The organism is Rhodobacter sp. NTK016B, from assembly GCF_017303295.1.
GTDB lineage: Bacteria > Pseudomonadota > Alphaproteobacteria > Rhodobacterales > Rhodobacteraceae > Pararhodobacter.
The window spans coordinates 25278-51597 of the sequence record NZ_JAFKOK010000010.1 but is presented as its reverse complement, the minus strand read 5'-3'; the positions used below and the strand labels follow the sequence as shown (position 1 = coordinate 51597).

24 protein-coding genes are annotated in these 26320 nt (G+C 66.8%); 18 read left to right on the top strand and 6 right to left on the bottom strand.

Features of this window, described 5'->3' with window-relative positions:
• Nucleotide 1: 1 nt before the first annotated feature.
• Complete coding sequence (locus JI664_RS14005) at nucleotides 2–316, bottom strand: tryptophan synthase subunit beta (protein WP_207014382.1); 315 nt, start codon at nucleotides 314–316, stop codon at nucleotides 2–4.
• Nucleotides 317–805: 489 nt separating this feature from the next.
• Here JI664_RS14005 and rpsD point away from each other — a divergent pair, with 489 nt between their 5' ends.
• The 8 genes from rpsD to recQ all read left to right on the top strand — a co-directional run bounded on the left by rpsD (nucleotide 806) and on the right by recQ (nucleotide 10932).
• Nucleotides 806–1426 carry a 30S ribosomal protein S4 gene (gene rpsD, locus JI664_RS14000; protein WP_207014381.1) on the top strand — a complete coding sequence of 207 codons (621 nt, stop codon included), beginning with the start codon at nucleotides 806–808 and terminating at the stop codon, nucleotides 1424–1426.
• A gap of 203 nt (nucleotides 1427–1629) precedes the next feature.
• Nucleotides 1630–2727 (top strand): histidinol-phosphate transaminase, encoded by a 1098-nt coding sequence (gene hisC, locus JI664_RS13995; RefSeq protein WP_414707738.1) that lies wholly within the window; start codon nucleotides 1630–1632, stop codon nucleotides 2725–2727.
• Nucleotides 2727–3644, top strand: coding sequence for a prephenate/arogenate dehydrogenase family protein (locus tag JI664_RS13990; RefSeq protein WP_207014380.1), 918 nt, complete (start codon nucleotides 2727–2729; stop codon nucleotides 3642–3644). Before hisC ends, JI664_RS13990 begins: the two co-directional genes overlap by 1 nt.
• A gap of 4 nt (nucleotides 3645–3648) precedes the next feature.
• Nucleotides 3649–4818 (top strand): extensin family protein, encoded by a 1170-nt coding sequence (locus tag JI664_RS13985; protein WP_207014379.1) that lies wholly within the window; start codon nucleotides 3649–3651, stop codon nucleotides 4816–4818.
• A gap of 106 nt (nucleotides 4819–4924) precedes the next feature.
• The gene (locus JI664_RS13980; RefSeq protein WP_207014378.1) at nucleotides 4925–6100 is read left to right on the top strand and encodes an acetyl-CoA C-acyltransferase family protein; all 1176 of its coding nucleotides are present in this window, start codon (nucleotides 4925–4927) and stop codon (nucleotides 6098–6100) included.
• Between the two features lie 129 nt (nucleotides 6101–6229).
• Complete coding sequence (locus tag JI664_RS13975) at nucleotides 6230–8476, top strand: response regulator (RefSeq protein WP_207014377.1); 2247 nt, start codon at nucleotides 6230–6232, stop codon at nucleotides 8474–8476.
• Nucleotides 8477–8553: 77 nt separating this feature from the next.
• Nucleotides 8554–8841 carry a YggT family protein gene (locus JI664_RS13970; RefSeq protein WP_207014376.1) on the top strand — a complete coding sequence of 96 codons (288 nt, stop codon included), beginning with the start codon at nucleotides 8554–8556 and terminating at the stop codon, nucleotides 8839–8841.
• Nucleotides 8842–8904: 63 nt separating this feature from the next.
• Nucleotides 8905–10932 carry a DNA helicase RecQ gene (gene recQ / locus JI664_RS13965; protein ID WP_207014533.1) on the top strand — a complete coding sequence of 676 codons (2028 nt, stop codon included), beginning with the start codon at nucleotides 8905–8907 and terminating at the stop codon, nucleotides 10930–10932.
• A 33-nt stretch (nucleotides 10933–10965) separates the two neighbouring features.
• On the opposite strand, the gene trhA is transcribed toward recQ, so the two are convergent.
• Nucleotides 10966–11640: a PAQR family membrane homeostasis protein TrhA gene (gene trhA / locus JI664_RS13960; protein WP_207014375.1), complete on the bottom strand. Its 675-nt coding sequence runs from the start codon at nucleotides 11638–11640 to the stop codon at nucleotides 10966–10968.
• 200 nt (nucleotides 11641–11840) lie between these two features.
• On the opposite strand from trhA, the gene JI664_RS13955 reads away from it, so the two are divergent.
• The 3 genes from JI664_RS13955 (at nucleotide 11841) to JI664_RS13945 (ending at nucleotide 15032) form a co-directional block, all read left to right on the top strand.
• The gene (locus JI664_RS13955; protein ID WP_207014374.1) at nucleotides 11841–12374 is read left to right on the top strand and encodes an acyl-CoA thioesterase; all 534 of its coding nucleotides are present in this window, start codon (nucleotides 11841–11843) and stop codon (nucleotides 12372–12374) included.
• A gap of 71 nt (nucleotides 12375–12445) precedes the next feature.
• Complete coding sequence (locus JI664_RS13950) at nucleotides 12446–13021, top strand: hypothetical protein (protein WP_207014373.1); 576 nt, start codon at nucleotides 12446–12448, stop codon at nucleotides 13019–13021.
• A gap of 445 nt (nucleotides 13022–13466) precedes the next feature.
• Nucleotides 13467–15032: a 2-isopropylmalate synthase gene (locus tag JI664_RS13945; protein ID WP_207014372.1), complete on the top strand. Its 1566-nt coding sequence runs from the start codon at nucleotides 13467–13469 to the stop codon at nucleotides 15030–15032.
• Nucleotides 15033–15171: 139 nt separating this feature from the next.
• Here JI664_RS13945 and JI664_RS13940 read toward each other — a convergent pair whose 3' ends face one another.
• Nucleotides 15172–16650: a sodium:solute symporter family protein gene (locus tag JI664_RS13940; protein ID WP_207014371.1), complete on the bottom strand. Its 1479-nt coding sequence runs from the start codon at nucleotides 16648–16650 to the stop codon at nucleotides 15172–15174.
• A complete protein-coding gene (locus tag JI664_RS13935) occupies nucleotides 16650–16838 on the bottom strand; it encodes a hypothetical protein (protein WP_207014370.1) in 189 nt (62 codons plus the stop codon). Before JI664_RS13935 ends, JI664_RS13940 begins: the two co-directional genes overlap by 1 nt.
• A 204-nt stretch (nucleotides 16839–17042) precedes the next feature.
• Between JI664_RS13935 and hisA the strand changes: the two genes are divergently transcribed.
• From hisA to JI664_RS13905, 6 genes are all read left to right on the top strand, one after another.
• Nucleotides 17043–17765, top strand: a complete 723-nt coding sequence (gene hisA, locus JI664_RS13930) for a 1-(5-phosphoribosyl)-5-[(5-phosphoribosylamino)methylideneamino]imidazole-4-carboxamide isomerase (RefSeq protein ID WP_207014369.1) — start codon at nucleotides 17043–17045, stop codon at nucleotides 17763–17765.
• 115 nt (nucleotides 17766–17880) lie between these two features.
• Complete coding sequence (locus JI664_RS13925; RefSeq protein WP_207014368.1) at nucleotides 17881–19077, top strand: glycosyltransferase family 87 protein; 1197 nt, start codon at nucleotides 17881–17883, stop codon at nucleotides 19075–19077.
• Complete coding sequence (locus tag JI664_RS13920) at nucleotides 19074–19838, top strand: glycerophosphodiester phosphodiesterase (protein WP_207014367.1); 765 nt, start codon at nucleotides 19074–19076, stop codon at nucleotides 19836–19838. The genes JI664_RS13925 and JI664_RS13920 overlap by 4 nt, the downstream gene beginning before the upstream one ends.
• Nucleotides 19831–20928 (top strand): CaiB/BaiF CoA transferase family protein, encoded by a 1098-nt coding sequence (locus JI664_RS13915; RefSeq protein ID WP_207014366.1) that lies wholly within the window; start codon nucleotides 19831–19833, stop codon nucleotides 20926–20928. The genes JI664_RS13920 and JI664_RS13915 overlap by 8 nt, the downstream gene beginning before the upstream one ends.
• A complete protein-coding gene (locus JI664_RS13910) occupies nucleotides 20925–22298 on the top strand; it encodes an NAD(P)/FAD-dependent oxidoreductase (protein ID WP_207014365.1) in 1374 nt (457 codons plus the stop codon). Before JI664_RS13915 ends, JI664_RS13910 begins: the two co-directional genes overlap by 4 nt.
• A gap of 85 nt (nucleotides 22299–22383) precedes the next feature.
• The gene (locus JI664_RS13905) at nucleotides 22384–22836 is read left to right on the top strand and encodes an RrF2 family transcriptional regulator (protein WP_207014364.1); all 453 of its coding nucleotides are present in this window, start codon (nucleotides 22384–22386) and stop codon (nucleotides 22834–22836) included.
• A 378-nt stretch (nucleotides 22837–23214) separates the two neighbouring features.
• On the opposite strand, the gene JI664_RS13900 is transcribed toward JI664_RS13905, so the two are convergent.
• Nucleotides 23215–23871, bottom strand: a complete 657-nt coding sequence (locus tag JI664_RS13900; protein ID WP_207014363.1) for a GntR family transcriptional regulator — start codon at nucleotides 23869–23871, stop codon at nucleotides 23215–23217.
• On the bottom strand, nucleotides 23850–24851 hold the full coding sequence (locus JI664_RS13895; RefSeq protein ID WP_207014362.1) for a phosphotransferase family protein: 1002 nt from the start codon (nucleotides 24849–24851) through the stop codon (nucleotides 23850–23852). The genes JI664_RS13900 and JI664_RS13895 overlap by 22 nt, the downstream gene beginning before the upstream one ends.
• 123 nt (nucleotides 24852–24974) lie before the next feature.
• Between JI664_RS13895 and JI664_RS13890 the strand changes: the two genes are divergently transcribed.
• Nucleotides 24975–26246, top strand: a complete 1272-nt coding sequence (locus tag JI664_RS13890; RefSeq protein ID WP_207014361.1) for an acyl-CoA dehydrogenase family protein — start codon at nucleotides 24975–24977, stop codon at nucleotides 26244–26246.
• Nucleotides 26247–26320: the final 74 nt, after the last annotated feature.

Here is a 26320-nt window from a genome sequence, read left to right as displayed (position 1 = left end):
ATCAGCGCCGGAACGGGCGGGGCAACCGCGCGCGCCAGTAACGCCAGCTGACCTGCAAACGGATCAGGAACCGCGCGACGATGGGCCGGATGCCGGGAATGTCGATCGCCAGAAGCGCGATGCCAACCGGGATCATCCAGAAGCCCAGCACCGGCAGGAAGCCCAGAAACCCGCCCAGAATGAACAACACCGCCATAGGCGCGCGCAGCCAGCCGCGACCGGGCGCTGTCAGCCCGCGCATCGGGCCGTCCATGCCCGGCAGGCTGCGCCCGAGGCGATTGAGCTGGCGCTCGAAACGTTGGTGTTCGCGGTTCATTGCGGAAATGGGTCCGGTCCTTGTCTTGCGGCTGTCTTGCCCGCCGTGCCGGGCGGCGCTCTCAGGCCCGCGCATCGAGGCGGCGTCCTGTGGAAAACGCGATGTGGGCGATCCTGTTCCTTGGCGCAAGGGCGCGATACGGAGAATGCCACGCAATTGGCCCGCTATCGGCGGCGCGATGCCGGGCGATCCCCTCCGTCGCACCCTTTCGGGCCGATTGGCGCATTGACAGTGCGCGCCCTCGCTGTATAAGCGCGCCGTCCGGGTTGCTGCTCTTGGCACGACCCGGCTTTTCATTGGTGTTGGTGGACCTCGCAAGAGGAGACCTGTCACCGGGGAGACCCGGGAAGGACAACGCCCTTCTGTCCCGCTCTGGCCGGGGCCGGAGACCACGGGGGAACGGAGCGTCACCGGACGATCCGAGACCCGAAAAGTGGGAACCGGTTTTCGGACGAAGTCGAGGACGCAAAACGAAGAAGGAGATCAGCCGTGACCAAACGCACGACTGCCAAGTACAAGATCGATCGCCGCATGGGCGAGAACATCTGGGGCCGCGCCAAGTCGCCGGTCAACCGCCGCGAATACGGCCCCGGTCAGCACGGTCAGCGCCGCAAGGGCAAGATGTCGGATTTCGGCACCCAGCTGCGCGCCAAGCAGAAGCTGAAAGGCTACTACGGCGACCTGACCGAGAAGCAGTTCAAGCGCATCTACGGCGACGCCGCCCGCGTGAAGGGTGACACCGGCGAGAACCTGATCGGCCTGCTCGAGCGCCGTCTGGACGCCGTCGTCTACCGCGCCAAGTTCGTCCCCACCATCTTCGCCGCCCGTCAGTTCGTGAACCACGGCCACGTGACCGTGAACGGCAAGCGCGTGAACATCGCGTCCTACCGCGTCAAGGAAGGCGATGTCGTCGCCGTTCGCGAGCGTTCGAAGCAGATGGCGCTGGTGCTGGAAGCCGTTGCCTCGGCCGAGCGCGACGTTCCCGATTATCTCGAAGTCGACCATTCCAAACTGACCGCGACCTTCGTGCGCACGCCGGGTCTGGGCGATGTGCCCTACGCGGTTCAGATGGAACCGAACCTCGTCGTCGAATATTACGCGAAGAACTGATCCGGCCACGGCTGAGGTCTTGCCACTTGGAAGGGCCGCGCCGGGGAACCGGCGTGGCCCTTTTCGCATTCACGCTCTCTTCGCTGCCGTTGCCCCCGAAGAGAGTATTTTCGGCAGAATGAAGCCAGGGGGCGCGGCGTATCGACCGACGGGGCGCCGCCGGGGCCGCCCCGGGATACACGCGTGTTGAGGGACACCAGAAGATGAACGACGAGATCCTGCCACAGATCAGGCCGCAGCCCGGCATCATGGAGATCGCGCTTTATGTCAGCGGGCAGAGCAGCCTTGCCGGCAAGGCCGAGGTGCTGAAACTGTCCTCGAACGAGAACCCTTATGGGCCCTCGCCCAACGCGCAGGCGGCGTATGCCGAAGCCGCCGCGACGCTGCATCGCTATCCCTCGACCGATCATGCGGGTTTGCGCGCGGCGATCGGGGCGGTGCACGGGCTCGATCCCGACCGTATCATCTGCGGCGTGGGCTCGGACGAGGTGCTGCAATTCATCACCCAGAGCTTTGCCGGGCCCGGCGATGAATGTATCACCACCGAGCATGGGTTCTCGATGTACCCGATCCTGGCCCATGCGGCGGGCGCGCTGCCCGTCGAGGTGGCCGAGACCGAGCGCCGGGTTGATGTGGACAAGATCCTGGCCGCCGTGACCGGGCGCACGAAGATCGTGTTCATCGCCAATCCCGCCAACCCGACCGGCACGATGGTTCCCGAGGCCGAATTGCGGCGGCTCGCCGGGGCGCTGCCTGCGGGCGTGATCTTTGTGCTGGACGGCGCCTACGCGGAATTCGCCGGGGATTACGACGGCGGCGTGTCACTGGTCGAGGAATTCCCCAACGTGGTGATGACGCGCACCTTCTCGAAGATCCACGGGCTGGGCGGTCTGCGGATCGGCTGGGGCTATGCGCGACGCGAGATCATCGACGTGCTCAACCGCGTGCGCCAGCCGTTCAACCTGAGCCTCGGGCAGATGGCGGCGGCGGAAGCGGCGGTGCGGGATGTGGATTACACCCGCTGGTGCGCCACCGAGAACGCCCGCTGGCGCGATTTCCTGCGCAACGGGCTGGTGCAGATGGGCATCGCCTGCGACGAGAGCTTCGCCAATTTCGTGCTCGCCCGCTTCGACAGCCCGGCTGAGGCTGACGCGGCGGATGCGGCGCTGAAAGACGACGGGATCCTCGTGCGCAAGGTCGCGGGCTACAAGCTTCCCGATTGCCTGCGCATCACCGTGGGCGATGAAGACGCCTGCCGCCGGATCCTCGGCGTGCTGGCCGCGTTCAAGGGGGTGCGCTGATGGCACAGGTCTATGAACGCGTCGCGCTGATCGGGCTGGGTCTGATCGCCGGGTCGATGGCGCATGCGATGAAGCGTCACAAGCTGGCGGGCCATGTCGCGGGCTTCGCGCGCTCGGCCGAGACGCGCGCGGCAGCGGCCGAGATCGGCTTCGTCGACAGTGTGCATGACAGCGCCGCCGAGGCCGTGAAGGGCGCCGATCTGGTCGTGTTGGCCGTGCCGGTGGGGGCGATGGGCGCGGTGGCCGCGGAAATCGCCCCGCATCTGGCGCCCGGGGCTACGGTCACGGATGTGGGCTCGGTCAAGCAGGCGGTGATCGACGCGGTCGGCCCGCACATGCCCGAGGGCGTGCATTTCATCCCGTCGCACCCGCTGGCGGGGACCGAGCATTCGGGGCCCTATTCCGGTTTTGCCACGCTGTTCGAGAACCGCTGGTGGCTGATCACGCCGCTCGAAGGGGCCGATGTGGCGGCGACGGCGCGGCTGCGCACCCTGTTCGAGGGCATCGGCGCGCTGGTTGACGAGATGGAGCCCGCGCACCATGATCTGGTTCTGGCGGTCGTGTCGCATACGCCGCACCTCATCGCCTATACGATGGTTGGGGTGGCTGATCACCTGCGGCGCGTCTCGCAGACCGAAGTCATCAAGTATTCGGCCTCGGGCTTTCGCGATTTCACACGGATCGCCGCGTCGGACCCGACGATGTGGCGCGACGTGTTCCTGACCAACAAGGAGGCGACGCTGGATATTCTGGGCCGCTTCACCGAAGAGCTCTTTGTTCTGCAGCGCGCCATCCGGATGGGCGATGGCGACCATCTGTACGAGTATTTCTCGCGCACACGGGCCATCCGGCGCGGGATCATCGAAGCCGGGCAGGATACCGACGCGCCCGATTTCGGTCGCGTGCGGAAGGACTGATCGCATGCGGGGCCTGCGTCTGTGTCTGCTGGTGGTTGCGCTTGGGGCGCTGCCGCTGCTGTGCGGGACGCGACCTTTGGGGGCAGAAGCGCCCGATGCCTCGCTTTTCCCGCGTGCCCGGCCCGGAGGGCTGGGCGGCGCGGTACGCATGACCATCGCCGAAGCCGCCGCCATGGAAGCCGCGCGCGCCGCCGCTGCCACGCGGGCGCGCGCTGCGTCCGAGAGCGCCGCGCAGGCCGCCGAGAACGCACAGGCGCTGAGTGCCGCGAGCGACCGCGCCGCCGCCGAGGCGATGGCCGCGGTGGCAGGGGGCGATGGCGGCGTTGTCATCAGCGAGGCCGCCGAAGCCGAGATGGCCGCGTTTCGCGCGCGGCAAGAGGCCGAGGCCGCCCGCGTCGCCGCCGCGCGCGAGGAAGCGCGCCGCATCGCCGCCGAGCGCGCAGAAGCGCGCGCCTCGGCCGCGGCGCTGGCGGCGTCCGATACGCCGATCAGTCCGATGGCCGTGGCGCGCAGCCTGTTTCCCAGACCCGCTTCGAATGTCGCGCGCGAGCGTTTCGCTGCGCTGGCGCTCGAACGCGCCCGCAGCCCGGCCCGGACCGAGGCCCCCGCGACCACGCCGACGCTGGCGCGGGCCTCGGGCGGGGTGCGGGGCAATCTGTGCGGCACGCCGGGGCTCGAGGGTCGTGTTCTCGACCGGATCCGCAGCCGGACGCAGGGGTGCGGCGTGACCGAGCCCGTCAGCATCACCAATGTGCAGGGCATTCCGCTGTCGCTGGCCGCGACGATGGATTGCGACACTGCGCGCGCCTTTGAGCGCTGGGTGCGCACCGAGATGATCCCCGCCGTCGGACGCTCGGGCGGGGGCATCGCGCAGATCCGCGTGATCGGGCATTATTCCTGCCGCACGCGCAACAGCCAGCGAGGCGCGCGGATTTCCGAGCATGGGCGGGGCCGGGCGATCGACGTGGCGGGTTACCAGCTGCGCAGCGGCGAGTCGGTGAGCGTGCTCGACGATTACCGGCGCGGGCGGCATTCGCGTTCGCTCAGGCGGATGTACGAGGCGGCCTGCGGCATCTTCCGCACCACGCTCAGCCCCGATTCGGACCGCTTCCATCAGGACCATTTCCATTTTGATCTGGCCCAGCATCGCGGCGGCGGCACCTATTGCCGCTGACGGCTTGCGGCCACTCTAACGCTGCGTGACTTCGGCGAAGGGCGCTTTTCCCCCCTCGGGCCGCAGGTCTATAGAAGGGGCGAGGACTTCAGTGAAAGGGACGGATATGGACGATATCGTCATTCTCAGCGGCGCGCGCAGCCCGATCGGCACGTTCGGCGGCAGCCTGTCGGGGCTTCCGGTGGCGGATCTGGCCACCACCGTTGCCAAGGCGGCGATCGAGCGCGCCGGGATCGAGCCCGCGAAGATCGGCACCGTGGTTTTCGGCCATGTCATCAACACCGTGCCGCGCGACGCCTATCTGTCGCGGGTCGCGGCGATGGGCGCGGGCATTCCGGACACGACGCCCGCGATGAACGTCAACCGGCTGTGCGGCTCGGGGGCGCAGGCCATCGTCTCGACCCTGCAGGCGCTGGCGATGGGCGACGCCGACTTCGGTCTGGCGGGCGGCGCGGAAGCGATGAGCCTTGCGCCCTATTCGGTACCGGCGGCGCGGTTCGGCCAAAAGATGGGCGACACCAAGTTTCTCGACATGATGCTGGGCGCGCTGACCTGCCCGTTCGGCACCGGCCATATGGGCGTGACCGCCGAGAATGTCTCGGACGAGCATGACATCAGCCGCGAAGCGCAGGACGCGTTCGCGATGGAAAGCCAGGAACGCGCCGCGCGCGCCATCGCCGAGGGCCGGTTCAAGGATCAGATCGTGCCCATCGTGATGAAGGGCCGCAAGGGCGAGATCGTCTTCGACACTGACGAGCACCCCAAGCAGACCAGCCTTGAAAAGCTGGCCGCGCTGAAACCCGCTTTCAAGAAAGACGGCTCGGTCACGGCGGGCAATGCCTCGGGCATCAATGACGGCGCGGCGGCGCTGGTTCTCGCCCGGCGCGACGCGGCCGAGGCGGCGGGCCTGAAGCCTCGCGCGCGGATCGTGGGCTATGCCGTCGCGGGCGTGCGCCCCGAGGTGATGGGCATCGGTCCGATCCCGGCGGTCGAGAAACTGTGCGAGCGTACCGGGCTGAGCGTGTCGGATTTCGACGTGATCGAATCGAACGAAGCGTTCGCGGCGCAGGCGCTCGCGGTGAACAAGGGTCTGGGTCTGGACCCGGCCAAGGTGAACCCCAATGGCGGCGCCATCGCGCTGGGTCATCCGGTGGGCGCGACCGGCGCTATCGTTACCGTCAAGGCGATGTACGAGCTTGAGCGCACGGGCGGGCGTTATGGCCTGATCACCATGTGCATCGGCGGCGGTCAGGGCATCGCGCTGGCCATCGAGCGGCTGTAAGCGCCCCGGTTCCGGCGCGCTTTCTGCGCGCCGATTAAGAACGTCTTCACCGATAGCGGCGATCTTTGGCGGGCCGTCCGGCATCTTGGCATGCCGGGCGGCCCAGTCTGTTCAGGGTAGCCGTAACCGATGACGTTGTTCGACAAGCTCACGCAGGAACGCCGCTTGCGGCTGACGGCAGAGCGACGGCTGGATTTCTGTCAGCGGGAACGCGACGCGGCGATGGCGCTGATCGACGCCCTGCGCGCCGAGATGACGCAATTGCGCCAGCATGGCCGCAGCAGCGCGCTGGATCAGGCGCTGCACGCCGCCGCGCTGGAAAACGTCCAGCTACGCGCGCGCGAAGAGACGGAAAACGCGCAGCGCAGCGCCACGCAGGCCGAGCGGCGGCTGTGGGATTCGATCAACACGATCCGCGACGGTTTCGCCGTTTTCAACGCGCGGCAGGAACTGGTGATCGCCAATCAGGCCTATCTGAACGTTTTCTCGGGCATCCCCGAAGCGCAGATCGGCGTCACCTATCGCCGTCTGGTCGAGATCCTCGCGCATGAAGAGCGTGTCGTGCTGGGCGACGAACCGCGCGACGCGTGGATCGACGCGATGGTCGCGCGCTGGGATGACGCGCGGATCGAGCCGATGACGCTGTGTTTCAGCCGCGGTGACACCGCCCGCATCCATGACCGCCGCGCGCGGGGCGGCGATATCGTCAGTCTCGTGCGCGACATCACCGAGCAACAGCGCCATGCCGCCGAGATGGAGGTCGCGCGCGACAGGGCCGAGGCCGCGAACCGCGCGAAATCGGCCTTTCTTGCCAATATGAGCCACGAAATCCGCACGCCCATGAATGGCGTGGTCGGGATGGCCGAGTTGCTGTGCGATTCCGCCCTGTCGGCGGAGCAGCGGCTTTATGCCGACACGATCCGGTCCTCGGGCGAGGCGCTTTTGACCATTATCAACGATGTGCTGGATTACTCGAAGATTGAAGCCGACAAGCTGACCCTGCATCCCGAACCCTTCGATCTGGAACGCTGCATCCACGAGGTGCTGATCCTGTTGCAGGCGGGCGCGCGCAATCGCCGTATCGAGCTGCTGCTGGATTACGACCTGATGCTGCCCCGCCGCTTCATGGCCGATCCGGGGCGAATGCGGCAGGTGATGACCAATCTCGCCGGCAACGCGGTGAAATTCACCGAAGCCGGGCATGTGCTGATCCGCGTCACGGGGGGCGAGGCCGCGCCGGACCACCAGACGATCACCGTCACGATCGAGGATACCGGCATCGGCATCCCGCCCGAAAACGCCAAGCAGATCTTCTCGGAATTCGCGCAAGTGGACGATCAGTCGAGCCGTAAGTTCGAAGGCACCGGGCTGGGCCTTGCCATCGCCCAGCGGCTGATCGCGCTGATGGGGGGCGAGATCTGGCTCGACAGCGAGCCGGGCAGGGGCTCGTGCTTTGGCTTTTCCTTAAGCTTGCCACGCGCCGAGGGGGAAGCGCCCGTCGCGTTGCCGCCGGATCTGAGCCATGTCGTCGTGGTCGATGCGCAGCCCATGAACCGCGCGATCCTTGAGCGGCAGCTTGCGCGGCTGGGGCTGGACGTGACGCTCTGCGACAATGCCGAGGGCGCGCTCAAGACGCTTGAGGTATTGCGCGGGCAGGGGGTGGATCTGGTGCTGGTTGATGCCGATCTTGACGGGCAATCGGGGCTCGACCTGACGCTGAGGCTGCGCGCGGCGGGGCCGGATACCCCTGTCGTCCTGCTCAGCGCCAATCCCGCCGCCCTGCGCGGGCATCCCGCGCTGACGGAAGCGCGCGCGGTGTTGCAAAAGCCGCTTCTGCGCCACGACCTTTTGCAACAGCTCTCGGGCCTGTCGCAGCCCGATCCCGGCCCGCCAGAGCAGCAGCCAGCGCCCTCTGCGCCGGTGCCGGAGGCGTCCGGTTCCGGCGACGGCGGGCGGCGGATGCGGATCCTCGCCGCCGAAGACAACAAGACGAACCGGCTGGTCTTTTCGAAGATGGTCGAGGCTCTGGCGATCGAGCTGACCTTCGCCGAGGACGGCGAACAGGCCGTGGCCGCGTTCCGCGAGACGAAGCCCGATCTGGTCTTCATGGATATCTCGATGCCGGGCATGGACGGTCGGACCGCGACGCGCGAGATCCGTCAGATACCGGGCGGCGCGCAGGTGCCGATTATTGCGCTCACCGCTCATGCGATGGCCGGGGACGAGGAGGATATCCTTGCCGCCGGGCTCGACCACGTGCTGACCAAACCGCTGAAAAAGCCGCTCTTGTTGGATGTCATCGCCCGCTACCGGCCCGAGGGCACCTGCGCGCCGCTTCCCGGACCCTCCGTCGCTTCGTCGCATGATGCAGGTTGACGCATCCCGGCCCCTGCAGGGTTGCGCAGCGGGCGGGCAGGCCTTACCTGAAGAGACGGCTTACAAATGAGGACCCCATGGCTTCCCTGATCCAGATCCTGTTCATGATCCTCAACGTGATCTGGTGGATCGTTATCGTCCACGTCATCATGAGCTGGCTGATCAATTTCCAGGTGCTGAACCTGCGCCAGCCGCTGGTTGCGCAAATCTGGGACGGGCTGAACCGGATCCTCGATCCGATCTATCGCCGCATCCGGTCGTTCCTGCCGGATATGGGCGGGCTGGATCTGGCGCCGCTGATCTTGCTGCTGTCGATCTACGCGATCCGGATCGTGCTCTATAATAATTTTGTGGCGCCCTTCTGATCCGTGACCGCGCCCTCTTCCCCTGAGCTGGACCCGGTGCCCGCCTCGGCCGCCCCGGCCGAGATGCTGGCGCGGGTCTTCGGCTTCTCGGCGTTCCGGCCCGGTCAGGAAGAAATCGTCGACGCGGTGATCGCGGGCAGCGACGTTCTGGCCATCATGCCGACGGGCGGCGGCAAGTCGCTGTGCTATCAACTTCCCGCCCTGGTGCGCGAGGGTCTGACTGTGGTCATCTCGCCGCTGATCGCGCTGATGCGCGATCAGGTGCGCGGGTTGCAGGAGGCGGGCGTGGCCGCCGCCGCGCTGACATCGGGCAACAGTCAGGACGAGAACGACGCGATTTTCGACGCACTGGAAGATCAGCGTCTCAAGCTGCTTTATATCGCGCCCGAACGGCTGGCCTCGTCGGCCGCGACCAACCTGCTGCGGCGCTCGAATTGCCGGCTGATCGCCGTGGACGAGGCGCATTGCGTCAGCCAGTGGGGCCATGATTTCCGCCCCGATTACCTGCGCATCGGCGAGCTGCGGCGCATGCTGGGCGTGCCGCTTGCCGCCTTCACCGCCACCGCCGACGCAGCCACCCGCGACGAGATCGTGCACCGGCTGTTCGACGACGGCACGCCCGAGACCTTTCTGCGCGGTTTCGACCGGCCCAATATCCGTCTGGCCTTTGCCGCCAAGGACAATCCGCGCAAGCAGATCATGGCCTTCGCCGCCGCGCGCAAGGGCCAGTCGGGCATCGTCTATTGCGCCACCCGCGCGCGGACCGAAACGCTGGCGCGCGCGCTGCAAGAGGCCGGACATAATGCCTGCGCTTATCACGGCGGGATGGACGATTGGGAGCGCCGCAAGGTCGAAACCCAGTTTCAGGTCGAAGAGGGGCTGATCGTCTGCGCCACCGTCGCCTTCGGCATGGGGGTCGACAAGCCCGATGTGCGCTGGGTCGCCCATGCTGATCTGCCGAAATCCATCGAGGCCTATTATCAGGAGATCGGCCGTGCCGGGCGCGACGGGCTGGCCGCCGATACGCTGACGCTTTACGGGCAGGACGATATCCGCCTGCGCCGCGCGCAGATCGACGAATCCGCTGCTCCGCCCGAGCGGCGCGAGGCCGATCATGCACGGCTGAACACACTGCTGGGACTGGCCGAGGCCACGTCCTGTCGCCGCCGGATGCTGCTGGCCTATTTCGGCGAGGTGAGCGAGCCCTGCGGCAATTGCGATCTCTGTGCCAACCCGGTCAAGACCTTCGACGCGACCGAAGCCGTGCGCAAGGCGCTGTCGGCCATGCTGCGCACCGGCGAGAGCTTTGGCACCGGCCATCTGATCGACATCCTGACCGGCCATGTCACCCCGAAGATCACCCAGCGCGGCCATGACGGCCTGCCTACTTTCGGCGTCGGGCGGGATCTGTCGAAATCGGCCTGGCAGGGGGTCTTCCGGCAGATGATGGGCCGCGATCTGGTGCGCCCCGATGCCGAGCGTCACGGCGCGCTGCGCATGACCGAGGATGCGCGCCCGGTCCTCAGGGGCGAGGCCAGCCTCACCTTCCGGGCCGACAGCGTGCAGCGGGTCGCGACCCGCGCCGAACCGCGCGCGCTGGTCTCGGACGAGGATGCTCCGCTTCTTTCGGCGCTCAAGGCCAAGCGTCGCGCGCTGGCCGATGCGGCGGGGATGCCGCCCTATGTGATCTTCAACGACCGGTCACTGATCGAGATGGCCGAGACACGGCCGCAGACGCTCGATGATTTTGCGCGGATCTCGGGAGTGGGGGCCACCAAGCTTGAACGCTACGGCGCGGCGTTTCTGGAAATCATCACGGGCGCCACGGTGGCCGACCAGCACCCGACGCGCCGGAAACTGGCCGGGCGCGACGCGGGCGCGATCTTCGACCGGCTGATGCAAGCGCAGGCCGATCTGGCGCGCGGGGCGGACGGGACGGAAAAGCCGATGTCGTGCTCGAACAATACGCTCAAGACGCTGGCCGAACGCCGCCCGCGCAGCCTGCCAGAGATCGAGCGCCTGCCCGGTATGGGCGCTGCGCGCACCGAACGTTTCGGCGAGGCTTTTCTGGACATTCTGCTGGACGAGTGATCTCGGCGCGCCCGGTTTCAGGCGCCCGCCGGATCAGGCCAGTACGCTTTGCGGTCCCAGCAGCACGAAGACCAGCACCGCCGAATAGAACACAAAGCTCGCCGCCAGCACGAACACGTGCCAGATCGTGTAGTGAAAGGGCAGGCGGCGCCACAGATAGAACACCACGCCCAGCGTATAAAGCCCGCCGCCCACTGCCATCAGCACCAGAACCGGCGTCGGCAGGGCTGCAAACATCGGTCCGCCCAGCACCACGCCGACCCAGCCCATGCCCAGATACAGCGCCAGCGCGGCCCATTTGAATTTCTCGGGCGAGACGATCTTCAGCGCGATGCCCGCCAATGCCGCGAACCACACGCCCACCGTCATCGCCACGCCGTGGCCCGACAACAGCGTGAAGGGCGTGTAGGTGCCCGCGATCTTGAGATAGATCGCCGAATGGTCGAGCCGCCGCAGCAGCCATTCCTTGGCCGCGCCGAAGCCCGAGGTTTCGCCAATATTGTAGAGCGCCGAGAACAGGATCATCGCGATCAGCGCGCCACCATAGACCGACACGCCGGTGATTGACGCCGCATCGCCCCGGTAGAGCGCGGTCAGCACGATCAGCACCGGCACCGCCATCAGCACAAGCGTCAGCCCCGTGAGATGCACGATCGCGTCCGAGACTTGCTCGGCTCGCGTATAAATGGTGCGCAGGGCGGTTGTCATGGGCTCTCCTTGGATCGGACCAGTGTACATGGCGCGGCGGATGCGGGCAATTGCGACCCATCGTCAACCTTACCGCCCCTGTGTAACCGTTTCGTCAAGAGCGTGCGCCGGCGCGCGCAATCGCCGTTTTTGTGACGCCGCGCGCTGTCTTGACCCTGCGGGATGCAGGGTCCATGGCGCGGGGCAAAAGAGGAAATGCCATGTATCCCGTGATCCGCCTCGTGAAAGAGACGCTCAAATTCCGCGGCAAGCCGCTGGGTCTGCTCGAGACGCATCAGTCCCAGCATCGCTGCTGGCCGTGGGATCTCGACCCGTGGAACGAACTCAATAACGGCCGCACGCTGACGCTCTACGATCTGGGGCGCGTGCCCTTCGCCACCCGCATCGGTATCACCGCGATCCTGCGCGCACGGCACTGGGGCATGACGGTGGCGGGATCGAGCGTGCGCTACCGGCGCCGCATCCGCATGTTCCAGCGTATCGAGATGCAAAGCCGGGTGCTGGGCTGGGATCATCGCTTCGTCTATATCGAGCAGAGCATGTGGCGCGAGGGCGAGGCGCTGAATCATGTGCTGCTGCGCACCGCCGTGACCAGCGCACAGGGCATCGTGCCGCCCGCGACCCTGATCGCGGCGATGGGCGAGCCCGGGCGCGAAAGCCCGCCGCTGCCCGACTGGGTTCACGCCTGGATCGCCGCCGATGCCGAGCGTCCCTGGCCGCCGATGGCCGCGTGACCGGCGCCTCTTCCCTTGCGCGGATTCGCGGCTAGACTGACGCCGAAGACCAGCCAGACGGGATGCGCGGCATGAGCCTGATCGGACATAACAACGGCCCCACGATGGAAGCGGGCGCAAGCTGGCGCCGCCATGCCTGGCGCCGGGCCCGGTCGACCCTGCTGCCCACGCTGCCCATCGAAGTGCTGCGCCTGCGGGTGCGCCGCGCCGCTGAGATCGGGCTCGATTACAAGACCTACGCCTCGATCCGCGCGGCCTCAGGCCATGATGTCGTGGCCTTCCTGTTCTCGACCAACGCGCTCCGGCTGTTGCCCGCGCGAACCCCGCTTTCAGGCCCCGCGCTTCCCGAAGACCGAGCGCTGCGTCTCGCCGGTCTCGAAGCCGGGCGCGCCGCGCTGACCCGCGCGCCGCTCACGCCCGATGAGGTCCTCGCCCTCGCGCCGGGGCTGATCGACACAGCCAGCCCCGGCCCGCGCCCCTTCGCCGGCTGGAGCGAGACCCGCAGCGCGCTGCGGACCGCGCTGGTGCAGGGGAAATGGCCCGCCGATGGCGTGGTGCTGATCGGCGAAACGGCCGAGGAACGTCAATGGGCAGCCGCCGGGAAACTGGCCTTCTACCTTCCCGCCGAACGCTATTTCGCCGCCTGATATCCCCTCATCCCTGCCGATTTGCAGGCTGGCGACCCCGGGAGGGTTTTGCACCCTCCCGGACCCTCCCGCAGGATATTTGCGGATTAAAGATGAGGGTTAACGCCATCTTAAGGCCCGTCTTTAATCGCTAAATATCCCGGGGGTCCGTGGGCTGGCCCCCGGGGCCGGCCACGGACGCGGTTTTGCGCAGAGGGCGATGTCTTTTTTCCCTCTTTCCTTTTCCGATCTCCTGCTTATGATCTGCGGCATGGAACGCAACGTCGCCATCATTGCTGCCAGCCTGCCGGGTCTGCCTGGGGCTTGCGGTTGCGCGGCCCGTCCGATGTCCGGTCTCCTCCTTCTTAGCGACCTCTGAGCGTGCCTGTCCGGGCGCGCCGCTCAGAGGTAGCCAGCGCCCGCCCAGCCCGCTAAAGAGACACCGCAGGACTTCACGGACAAAACCATGACCGACATTACCAACGCCCCGCAGGATCGCGTTCAGATCTTCGACACCACCTTGCGCGACGGCGAGCAATCGCCCGGCGCGACGATGAGCCATGACGAGAAGATGGAGATCGCCGGTCTCCTCGACGAAATGGGCGTCGATATCATTGAGGCGGGGTTCCCGATTGCCTCGGAGGGCGATTTCGCCGCTGTCAGCGATATCGCGAAGAACGCGAAGAACTCGGTCATCTGTGGTCTTGCCCGGGCGAATTTCGCCGATATCGACCGCGCCTGGGAGGCGGTGAAACACGCGCCGCAAGGGCGGATCCACACCTTTATCGGCACCTCGCCGCTGCACCGCGACATCACCGCGCTGGATCAGGACGGCATGGTCGAGAAGATCGCCGCCACCGTGAGCCATGCGCGCAACCTGTGCGGCGACGTGCAATGGTCGCCGATGGATGCGACGCGAACCGAGCATGATTACCTGTGCCGGGTGGTCGAAACGGCGATCAAATGCGGCGCCACAACGATCAACATCCCCGACACGGTCGGTTACACCGCGCCGCGCGAAAGCGCCGATCTGATCCGCATGTTGCTCGAGCGTGTGCCGGGCGCCGAAAAGATCGTCTTCGCCACACATTGCCACAACGATCTGGGCATGGCGACCGCCAATGCGCTGGCTGCGGTCGAAGCGGGGGCGCGGCAGATCGAATGCACGATCAACGGTCTGGGCGAGCGCGCGGGCAACACGGCGCTGGAAGAGGTGGTGATGGCGATGCGCGTACGCAACGACATCATGCCCTACCGCACCGGTATCGACACGACGAAGATCATGCACCTGTCGCGCCGCGTGAGCCAGGTCTCGGGCTTTGCCGTTCAGTACAACAAGGCCGTGGTGGGTAAGAATGCCTTCCTGCACGAATCCGGCATCCATCAGGACGGTGTGCTGAAGAACGTGCAGACCTTCGAGATCATGCGCCCCGAAGATATCGGCCTGACAGCGAAGAACATCGCCATGGGCAAGCATTCGGGCCGCGCCGCTTTGCGCGCGAAAATGGCCGAGCTGGGCTACGATCTGGGGGACAACCAGCTCAAGGACGTCTTCGTGCGGTTCAAGGCGCTGGCCGACCGCAAGAAGGAAGTCTACGACGACGATCTGGTTGCGCTGATGGCCGATAGCAGCGCGGGCGACGAGCATCTCAAGGTGCAGAAACTGCGCGTTGTCTGCGGCACCGAAGGCCCGCAGGAAGCCGAGCTGACGATGAGCGTCGGCGGCGAGGACAAATATGTCGACGCCACCGGCGACGGTCCGGTCGATGCCTGTTTCAATGCTGTGAAGATGCTCTATCCACACAGTGCAAAGCTGGATCTGTATCAGGTTTCGGCGGTGACCGAGGGCACGGATGCGCAGGCGACGGTGTCGGTGCGTCTGAGCCGCGATGGCACGGTCTATACCGGGCAATCGGCGGATACCGACACGGTGCTGGCCTCGGTCAAGGCCTATGTCAACGCGCTGAACCGGATGCATGCCGGGCAGGGGCGGGCGAATAACTCGGCGCTGCAGACCTCGGCGGCGGGCTGAACCGCGCGGGTTTGGGGGGCATTCTGCCCCCCTCGGCCTGACGGCCTCACCCCCCTGAGGATATTTCCGGAACAAAGATGACGCCGGGCGGGATGCAGATCCCGTCCGGCGTTCCCCGTTCTTGGGCTTGCGTTCGGGCTTACCAGACGCCGTGGGCGTCGAGGTCCCCGCGCAGGGCGGTGCCGAAATCGAGCGCGCCTTCGCGCGGTTTCGTCACCAGAGAGACCAGCACGAAGAGCGCGAGGCAGAGCCCGCCGGTGCTCAGCGCAAGCACCGGGTTGAAGACGCTCACCCCTTGGATCATCGCCATCCAGACGGCGAGCGCTGCGCCGCCGAGGATCGAAGCCAGCGCGCCCGCTGCCGTCGCGCGGCGCCAGAAGAAGGCCCCGATCGTAGCGGGGACGGTGACCATCAGCCCGGCGGCGGCGAGGGCGGCGAGCTGATCGACGATCTGTGCCTTGTCGATGGCAAAGAGGCTCGCGAACAGGATCACGAGGATCACCACGGCACGCCCGGCCAGCACCTGCCGCGCGGGTGGCGCGCCCTTGAGCACGTCGCGCGCGACCATCGCGCCCAGCGTCAGGGCGATGGAATCGAGGGTCGAGACCGCCGCAGCAAGGATGCCGAGGATCAGAAGCACCGCCACCGGCGCCGGGATCGCGCCCGAGACAAGGAGCGCGGGCGTCGCCGTGGCGCTGTTCTCAAGCCCCGGTGCGAGTTGCAGCGCGGCAAAGCCCCAGATCACCGCGATCAGCGTGAAGACCAGACCGAAGCCCAGCACCCAGAAGATCATCCGCTTCATCGCCGCCATGTCACGCAGGATGAACAGACGCTGGCTGACCTGCGGGTTGGAAATGGCGAAGAAGAACCACGGCAGCGAGAGCGCGGTGAAGGTGCCGAGGCTCCACAGGCCGGGGCCGGGAACCGAGAGGCGCTCGGCCTGCGTTTCCAGCGTGAGGCTGGCAAAGGTGCCCCAGCCGCCGATAGCCGCGATGGCGAAGAGGATCGCCAGCACCGCCGAGATCAGCATCACCACCGCCTGTACCGCATCGGTCCATGCGACCGAGCGCAGGCCCGCGAACAGCGTCCAGAGCGCGGCCAGAAGCCCGCCGGTCGCCACCGCCTGCACCAGCGTGATCTCGCCGCCGGTGACGCCCGACAGAAGCAGCCCGATCCCCGCCATCTGCGTGGTGCAATAGGGCATGAGGAAGATGAGCCCCACCAGCGCCGCCCCGCGCGCCACCCAGGCGCTGCCATAGCGTGCGCCCAGCATCTCGGCCGGCGAGATGAAGCCCCAGCGCTTGGCGGCGAGCCAGAAGCGGGGGGCGAAGACCACGAGCAGGCCGAGACCCGCGAAATAGATCAGCTCGAAACCCAGCGCGCCGATGCCGCCGCGATAGGTCAGGCCGGTCAGCACCACCAGCATGAAGGCGGAATAGGTGGTCGCCGCATAGCTCAGCCCGGCGACCACGCCGCCGAAATTGCGGCTGCCGAGATAGTAATCCTCGGCCGTGCCGGCGTTCTCGCGCGTGGCGCGGTAGGCGATGAACAGGCCGAACAGCGCGAAGGCGCCGATTGCGGCCCAGATCGTGACGGGGCTCAGAAGCCGGGCTTCCATCAGCGATCCCTCCAGCCGCGCAGGCCGAGCGCGATCAGCACCACCACTGCCAGCCCGAACCCGGTCCAGAAGAGGGCGGTGAACCAGCCGCGCTGATCGGCCAAAAGGCCATAAGGGACCCAGCCGCCGAGAACGACCAGAACGGCGAGCGCCGCCAGCCATGGTCCAAATCCGCGTCGCGTGTTCATTCCGGTCCCTCCGTCGCCCATAATCGGGGCTGCGGTGTACGGTTTGCTTGGGGTATGTGCAAGCGAATGCGGGCTTAGTGCCTGAAAATATTTGATTTTTTACTATACGGTCAAGCAATTGACGGGCCCCCGCCCGGGCCGTGGGCAATTGCATCCCGCGTGCGGCGGCGCTACACCGCAGGCCAGCACAGCCCGGAGGCCCCCATGATCCTGTACCCCGCCATCGACCTGAAGGACGGCCAATGCGTCCGCCTGTACAAGGGCGCGATGGAGAAGGCGACGGTGTTCAACGACGACCCGGCAGCGCAGGCGCGCGCCTTTGCCGATCAGGGCGCCGAGTGGATCCATCTGGTCGATCTGAACGGCGCCTTCGCGGGCAAGCCGGTGAACGGCGGCGCGGTCGAGGCGATCCTGAAAGCGGTCAGCGTGCCCTGTCAGCTGGGTGGCGGTATCCGCGACATGGCGACGATTGAAGCGTGGCTCGACAAGGGGCTGGCGCGGGTGATCCTGGGCACGGTGGCGGTCGAAAATCCCGATCTGGTGCGCGAGGCGGCGCGGGCCTTCCCCGGTCAGGTCGCGGTCGGCATCGACGCGCGCAACGGGCGCGTGGCGACCAAGGGCTGGGCCGAAGAGACCGACGTGCAGGTGACCGAGCTGGCGCTGGCCTTCGAAGATGCGGGCGTGGCGGCGATCATCTACACAGATATCGACCGCGACGGCGCGATGGGCGGCCCCAATGTCAAGGCGACGGCGGACTTGGCCTGGGCGACGTCGATCCCGGTGATCGCGTCGGGCGGGGTGTCCTCGCTTGCCGATCTGGTGGCGCTGAAGGAAACCGGCGCGCCGCTCAACGGCGCGATCTCGGGGCGCGCGCTGTATGACGGCAAGCTCGATCTGGCCGAGGCGCTGGCGGCCCTGAAGGGCTGAGCGCGGGACCGCGCCGAAACCGCGATGTCGCACGTTGTCAGGCGCCGGGCTGACGGCTAGTCTCGGCCCATCGGACGAAGGGCGGGAACGCGATGCGGCACAAGGGCCAACTGTCATGACGGGGGCGCTGAGAGACCGGCTGCTCACGGGCCTGTTGATCGCGTTTTTCTATTTCGCGATCTGGCAATCGGCACTGATGCTGCCCGACCTCGGATCCGAGGGCGTTCTGGTCGATTTCGACGCTTTCTACATCGTAGGCCAACTTGTCGCCGAGGGCCGCGCGACTGACGCCTATGACTTGTCGGTCATGGCCGATATCCAACGGGGCCTGACCGGACATGACGGCTTCATGCCCTGGACCTATCCGCCGCAATTCGACCTGCTCGTCGCGGGCCTGCCGATGATGCCGCGCGGCATCGCCTATGCGCTGGTCACGGGGCTTGGTCTGGCGTGGTACCTGTGGGTGCTGGCGCGGCTGGCGGGGCGGTATTTTCCCTCGGTGCTGCTGGCGCTGGTGCTGCCGATCTATGTCACGCTGACCATCGGGCAGAATGCCTTTGTCACCGGCGCGCTGATGGGCGGCTTCGTGTTGCTCACGCTCAAGGGTCGGGCGTCTGCAGGCCTGCCGCTGGGGCTGCTGGTCATCAAGCCGCATCTGGGTATCGGGCTGGGCGTTCACGCGCTGGCGGCCGGGCGCTGGCGGGTGATCGGGCTGGCGCTGGTCGTGGCGCTGGTCAGTGCGGGCCTCGCGACGCTGGCGCTGGGCCCTGAGATCTGGCCAGCGTTCCGGCAGGGGATGGCGAATGCGCAGACGGCACTGGCCAGCCAGTTCTACCCGATGTTCCGCATGACCTCGGTCTACGCGCTGCTTCACACGCTGGGCGTGCCGCCCAGCATCGCGATCGGGGCGCAGGGCGCGGTCGCGCTGGGCGCCTGCGCAGCGGTGGCTGCCACGGTGCGGCGCGGAGTGCCGCTCAGGCAGACGCTGGCGCTGGCCTGTTTCGCTTCGGCCTTGGTCAGCCCCTATCTTTATGATTACGATCTGGTGGTCATCGGCGTGGGGCTGGCGCTGATCATGGGCGACCTGCGCGAGCGGGGCACCATGGTCGAAATCGTTTTGCTCTATGCGCTGCTCTGGGTCGCGGGCGGCTGGGGCATGATCCACGCCATCGCGCGCGCGGGCTTGCCGTGGGAAGAGCGCGCCGCGCAGGCACGCGAGACGCTGTCCTACGGGGCGGTTGCTTACCTGCTGCTTCTGGCTCTCGGCGCGCGCATCCTGTCGCGCCCGCCGCGCGGGCAGGCGCCGGCATGAGCGAGACCTGGCTGGCACAGAGCGGCCCGGTGCCGATCGCCCATCGCGGCGGCGCGCGCGAGCAGGACGAGAATACGCGCGCGGCTTTTGCCCATGCCGCCGCGCTGGGGTTTCGCCATGTCGAGACCGATGTCCATCTGACAGCCGATGGCGAGGTGGTGATCCATCACGATCCGACGCTGAAGCGGATGACGGGCGATCCGCGTCCGGTCTCGACGCTGACATGGGCACAGCTTTCGCGGCTCAGGACGCGCTCGGGCGCCGGGATTCCACGACTGGCGGATATGCTCGAAGAATTCCCCCGGCTTCTGTTCAATATCGAGACGAAATCGGACGCGGTGGTCGATCCGCTGGCGGCGCTGTTGCGAAAGATGGGTGTCGCGCATCGCATCGGCACCGGCAGCTTTGCCACGGCCCGCACGCAGCGGCTGCGGGCGCATTTCGGCGATGCGCTGTGCTGGTCGCCGGGCTATGGCGGCGTGGTAAAGCTGTGGGCGGCGGGCTGGGGCGCGCCGATCCCGCGCCCGGCCTTCCCGATGGTTCAGGTCCCGCCGCTCTATCGCGGCATCCGGGTCGTCACCCCGCGTTTCGTCCGTGCGGCCCACCAGCGCGGCGTCCGGGTGCAGGTCTGGACGGTGGATGACCCCGCGCAGATGCATGCGCTTTTGGATATGGGGGTGGACGCGATCATGACCGACCGGCCCAGCGTGCTGAAAGAGGTTCTGGTCGCGCGCGGAGAATGGAGGGGCAGCGATGCTTGAAGGGATTCGGATCGTCGAAATCGAGGGCCTCGGCCCCGGTCCTTTCGCGGCGATGATGCTGGCCGATCTCGGAGCCGAGGTGATCTGCGTGCAGCGCCCCGACGGGCCGCCCTTGCCGGGCCTGCCGGAACGCAACCTGCTTGACCGGGGCAAGAAGACCATCGCGCTGGACCTGAAATCCGACACCGATCGTCCGGTCCTGACCGCGCTGATCCGCTCGGCCGACGGGTTGATCGAGGGGTTTCGCCCCGGCGTGATGGAGCGGCTGGGGCTGGGTCCCGACATCTGTCAGGGCTGGAACCCGCGTCTGGTCTATGGCCGCATGACCGGCTGGGGGCAGGACGGGCCGCGCGCGAAACAGGCAGGGCACGACCTGAACTATGTCGCGCTGTCGGGCGCGCTCTGGTACGCCTCTCCCCCCGGTCAGACGCCGGTGACGCCGCCCACGCTTCTGGGCGATATCGGCGGCGGGGCGCTGTACCTCGTGGCGGGGATGCTGTCCGGTCTGATCCGGGCGGGGCGGAATGGACAGGGCACCGTTGTCGATGTCGCCATCGTTGACGGGTCGGCGCATATGATGACGCTTTTGATGCTGATGCGCTCGGGCGGGATGTTTCAGGATCAGCGCGGTGCTTCGCTTCTGGACGGGCCGCATTGGTCGCGCAGCTATGAATGCGCGGATGGTGGATTTGTGACAGTCCAATGCCTTGAACCCAAGTTTTATGCCGAGTTCTTGTTGAAAATGTCCCTGTCTGACGATCCTGAATTTGCCAGACAAAACGATCCCGCAAGCTGGCCGCAGGCCACGCGCCGGCTGGCCGCGCTCTTTGGTGCCAAGCCGCGTGACCATTGGACGACGCTGTTTGACGGCTCGGATGCCTGCGTCGCGCCCGTGTTGTCGCCGTCTGAAGCGGCGCGCGATCCGCATCTGGTTGCGCGTGGTGTCTGGTCCGAGGCGGGCGATCTGCAACCGCGCCCGGCGCCGCGTTTCGATGGCAAGGTGGCGGACCCGGCCCCTGCGCCCGCGCGCGATCAGCACCGTGACGAAATCCTCCAATCCCTTGGCGCTCAATTTTCGGGACTGACATGACGACTTTCGGCGACGTTTCCTTCTGGTACAGCGATATCGGCCTGCCGCAGACCCGCCGCCCGGCGCTGCCCGGCGATGCCGAGGCCGACGTGGTGATCATCGGCGCGGGCTATACCGGGCTGTGGACGGCCTATTACCTCAAGGCGCTCGATCCCGGTTTGCGGGTGACGGTGCTGGAGAAACACTTCGCGGGTTATGGTGCCTCGGGGCGCAATGGCGGTTGGCTGTCGGGCGGGTTCGCCTGGAACCATGACCGTTACGCCGAGATGGCGGGCGCCCCCGCCGTGCGGCGCATGGTGCAGGCGATGATGGGCACGGTCGACGAAGTCATCGCCGTCGCCGGGGCCGAGGGGATCGACGCCGATATCCGCCGCTGCGACGAGCTGATGGTCGCCACGAATGACGCCCAGCGGCAAAGGCTGAGCGACGAGGTGAAGCACCGGGCGCATTGGGGCGAGCAGGGGCGCGTATTCTCGATTGACGCCGAAGCGGTGCGCGCGAGGGTGCGCATTCCGAACGCGGCGGGCGGGATGATCGTCACCGGCACCGCGCGCATTCAGCCCGCCAAACTGGTGCGCGGGCTGGCCGAGGCGGTCGAGCGGCGCGGCGTGACGATCCACGAGGGGACCGAGGTCACGCGCATCGTCACCGGCGCTGCGCATACTGCCTCGGGGATCGTGCGCGCGCCCATCGTGCTGCGCTGCACCGAGGGCTTCACGGCCACGCTTCCCGGGCATCGGCGCAAGTGGCTTCCGCTTAATTCCGCGCAGATCGCGACCGAGCCGCTGTCACCCGAGATCTGGGAGCAGATCGGCTGGGACGGGCACGAGATCCTGGGCGATTTCGACCACACCTATTGCTATTGCCAGCGCACGCGCGAGGGGCGGATCACCGTGGGCGCGCGCGGCGTGCCCTATCGCTTCGGCTCGAAACTGGACCATGACGGCACGCCCGATGCCGAGACCGTGCGCCGTCTGACCGCGATCCTGCACCGCCATTTTCCCGCTGCGCGTTCGGCCCGCATCGACCACGCCTGGTGCGGGGTTCTGGGCGTACCGCGCGACTGGTGCGCGACGGTGGGGCTTGGCGCCGACGGGATCGGCTGGGCGGGCGGCTATGTCGGCGTGGGTGTGAGCACCTCAAACCTTGCCGGGCGCACGCTGGCCGATCTGGCGCTGGGACGGCGCACCGATCTGACGGGTCTGCCATGGGTCAACCGCCGGGTGCGCGAATGGGAACCCGAGCCGCTGCGCTGGCTGGGCGTGCGCGGGATGTACAAGCTTTACGACGTCGCAGACCGGCGTGAGCGAGCGGGCGGCCCGCCCTCGGCGCTGGCGGCTTTCGGCAATACGCTGACCGGACGCAGCTGAACGCTACGTAAACCAACGCGTTCACGCTTGCATTGCCCTTTGATCTACGCATTTTTGAATGCGTCTGAGTATATTGCGATGTATCATGAAGCTTTCAAAGTTCACCGATTACGCTCTTCGGACGGCGCTGTATCTTGCAGCGCATGAAGATCGGCTTGTCTCGATCTCGGAGATTTCTGCCGCGCATGGCATCCCGCAAAGCAGCGTGATGAAGGTGGTGAACCAGCTTGTCGACGGTGGCTTTCTGTCCAGCACACGCGGGCGGTTAGGCGGTGTCAGGCTGTCTCGTCCGGCATCGGAGCAGCGCGTCGGCGATATTGCGCGCTACATGGAAGGCGATACGCCGATGGTCGATTGCTCGAGTTGCCTTTTGCGTGGGTCTTGCGGGCTGGTGCGCGGTTTGTACGAAGCCCAGAATGCCTATTACGACAGTCTTAACAGATTCACTGTGGCCGAAGCCGTGCGCGCCGATCCACGCACGATGGGTATCCTGCTGGGTGCCGCGGCGAAGAAAGGCGAGTCGGGGCTAGAGGCTTGATCAAACGGTAAAAATTTTGGGTGCAATTGCCCGGGTTCAGGGCAAAAGTCTGATTTCCGAGCGGAATCGAACCCTTGCAACCATGGGCTGCGCACATTTCCGCCGATGACGTTGGCGTTAACGGTCCTGCTGGGTTGACGGGTGGGTGCGCGCCTGGTCACATTTGAACAACGGTTATGGCGACACGCGTCGTGATTGTAAGGCGTCCGGACACGGATCCGCAGGACAGATTCAGGGTAACGGCTTTGTCTCCGTTCTTGTGAGCGGATCCGCTCGCTCATTCGAGGTTGGGATTATTTTCGGCAAAGGCGGCGTGGGGCATCCCGCGCCGCCTGTTTTCTTGCGCGACGGTCTGATGCAGCCGATGCCGTCTTCCGGTCACTCTGGCGCGAAGACGCTGTCGGGCAGGGCGGGCAGGGCGCCGATCAGCGCCCCGACATAGGCGCGGGCCTCGATCTCGGCCGCGTCGGGGGCACCCCCTGCGACCGCTGCGACCAGCGCCTTGCGCGCCGCCCGCCCCGAGGGGCGAGACAGTCGCAACTGCGCGCGGATCAGATGGACCTGTAGCATTGGCAGCAGACGTTCCAGCTCGGCATTGCCAGCCAGCTGCGTGAGCGCGCGGTAATAGCGTCCCCGCGCGCGCGGGTGCTCTTCGGGGGGGGCGTCGTCGTAATCCCGTGCCGCTGCGATCAGGGCGCGGGGATCGGTGCCCGCCGCCACCGCCTCGGCCGCCTGCCGCGCGGCAAGGCCCAGAAGCGGCTCGGTCACGCGCAGGACATCGGTGGCGGCGCGGCGGCTCAAAAGCCGGATCTGCGCGCCGCGATAGGGCATCTGTACGACGATCCCCGACGCAGCAAGCCGACCCAGCCCCTCGCGCACCGTCGAGCGGCCCAGCCCGTAGCGCGCCATCAGATCGGGTTCGATCAGCCGCTGGCCGGGCACGAACCGCCCCTCGGCCAGCCCCTGCAACACGTCCCGCACAAGGGTCTCGGGCCCCGACGCCGCGCCTTCGGTCACGAGCGCACCATGCTCCACGCGATCTCGGCCAGCGGCGCAGCCACGCGGCCCATCTCGGCCGCCTTCGGATCGTTCGCCGTCCCGTCCTGCGCGCGCTTGGCGATGCCCTGGACGATGGATGCGATGCGGAACAGGCTGAGAATGACGTAAAAGTCGAAGTTTTCAGGCCGCTCCCGCCCGGTTTTCCGGCACCACATGTCGATATACTGATCTTCGGTGGGAATGCCCGTGCCGTCCAGATCGACCCCGCCCAGCCCCCGGAAGATCCCCGGCACGATCCGCCAGACCATCACGTTATAGGCGAAATCGGCATAGGGATCGCCCAGCGTCGACAATTCCCAGTCCAGCACGCCCAGCACGCGCGGCTCGGTCGGATGGAACATGAGGTTGTCGAGCCGGAAATCGCCATGCGCGATGCGGACCTCTTCGGGGTCGCTCGGCATGTTCTGTGGCAGCCACGCGATCAGATTGTCCATCGCTTCGATCTGGCGGGTCTCGGACGCGCGGTACTGCTTCGACCAGCGCGAGACCTGCCGCGCGACATAGCCGCCCTGCCGCCCGTAATCGCCCAGCCCCACAGCGACCGGGTCGATCATCGAGATCTTGGCGATCGTGTCGTTCATCGCCTCGAAAATCGCGCCCCGCTCGGACGGGGTCATGTCGGGCAGGCGCGGGTCCCACAAGGTGCGGCCTTCGAGATGCTCCATCACAAAGAACATCGAGCCCATGACGCTCTCGTCCTCGCACAGGCCCAGCATCCGCGGCACCGGCACATCGGTCTCGCCCAGCGCCTTCATCACCCGGTACTCGCGATCCACCTGATGCGCCGAGGGCAGAGTCTGGCCCAGCGGCTTCTGGCGCAGCACGTAGCGGCCCGACGGGGCCTCGATCCGCCAGGTTGGGTTCGATTGCCCGCCCTGCAGCCGCGACAGCGTCAGCGGGCCGCGATACCCCTCGACATGCGCCTCCATCCACGCATTCAGCTCTGCCTCGGCCATCCAATTCCCTCCCGTTTGGCGAAAGGATGGCGGGTGGCGGGGGTATCGTCAAGACAGATCGTCAGACGATCTTGTCAGATAGCCGACGCCGCGTTAGGCTCGCCCCAACCGGAGGAGGAAAACATGGTTCCCGACAAAAGCGCCCGCGTGCTCGATTACGAGGCCCGCCTCAAGGTCTTCATGGATACGCATATCTACCCCAACGAGGCCGAGTTCTTCCGCGAGGCCGAGGAGCTGGGCCCCTTCGCCGTCTACCCGATGTTCGACCGGCTGAAGCCCAAGGCGCGCGAGGCGGGTCTGTGGAACCTGTTCCTGCCCGACAGCGACAAGGGCGCCGGTCTGTCCAATGTCGAATACGGCTATCTGTGCGAGATCATGGGCCGCAGCTTTCTGGCCCCCGAAGTGTTCAACTGCAACGCGCCCGATACCGGCAATATGGAGGTGATCGAGCGCTACGGCACCGACGCCGACAAGGAACGCTGGCTCAAACCGCTGCTGAACGGCGAGATCCGTTCGTGCTTCGCGATGACCGAACCCGCTGTGGCCTCGTCTGATGCGACGAATATTCAGGCCGAAATCAAGCGCGACGGCGATCACTACGTGATCAACGCGCATAAATGGTACACGACCGGCGCGTCCAACCCGAAAACGAAGATCTGCATCTTCATGGGCAAGACCGACCCGGGCAATCCCGACCGCCACAAGCAGCAATCCATGATCCTCGTGCCGATGGACACGCCGGGCATTACCGTGACCCGCTCGCTGCCGGTCTTCGGCTATTACGGCGTGCCCGACCGGGCCTCGGAAGTCCTGTTCGAAAACGTCCGCGTGCCGGCCGAGAACCTGCTTCTGGGCGAAGGACGCGGTTTCGAGATCGCACAGGGGCGGCTCGGGCCGGGCCGCATCCACCATTGCATGCGCACGATCGGCATGGCCGAGCGGCTCTTGGAAACCATGATCGACCGCTCGCTGCAGCGCGTGGCCTTCGGCAAACCCGTGGCCGATCAGGGCGTGACGCGCGAACGCATCGCCGAGGCGCGGATCATGATCGACCAGTGCCGCCTGCTGACGCTGCACGCGGCGCACAAGATGGACACGGTCGGCAACAAGGAAGCCCGCGCCGAGATCGCCATGATCAAGATCGCCGCACCCACCATGGCCTGCAAGATTGCCGACTGGGCGATCCAGGCCTGTGGCGGCGGCGGCACCGGCAACGATTTCGGCACCGCGCTGGCCTATGCAGGGCTGCGCACCCTGCGGCTTGCCGATGGCCCCGACGAGGTGCATCGCGACCAGCTCGCGCGGATGGAGCTGAAAAAGCGCAAGGGTCTCAACCATCCCGGCTGGGAGCCCCATGTCACCGCCCGCGGCCGCAACCCTGCGCTCGGCGCCTGATCGCTCCTTCACTTTGTCACAAATACTCCGGGGTCGGGGGCAGAGCCCCCGTCCGCCCTCGGAGCCGGGAGGAA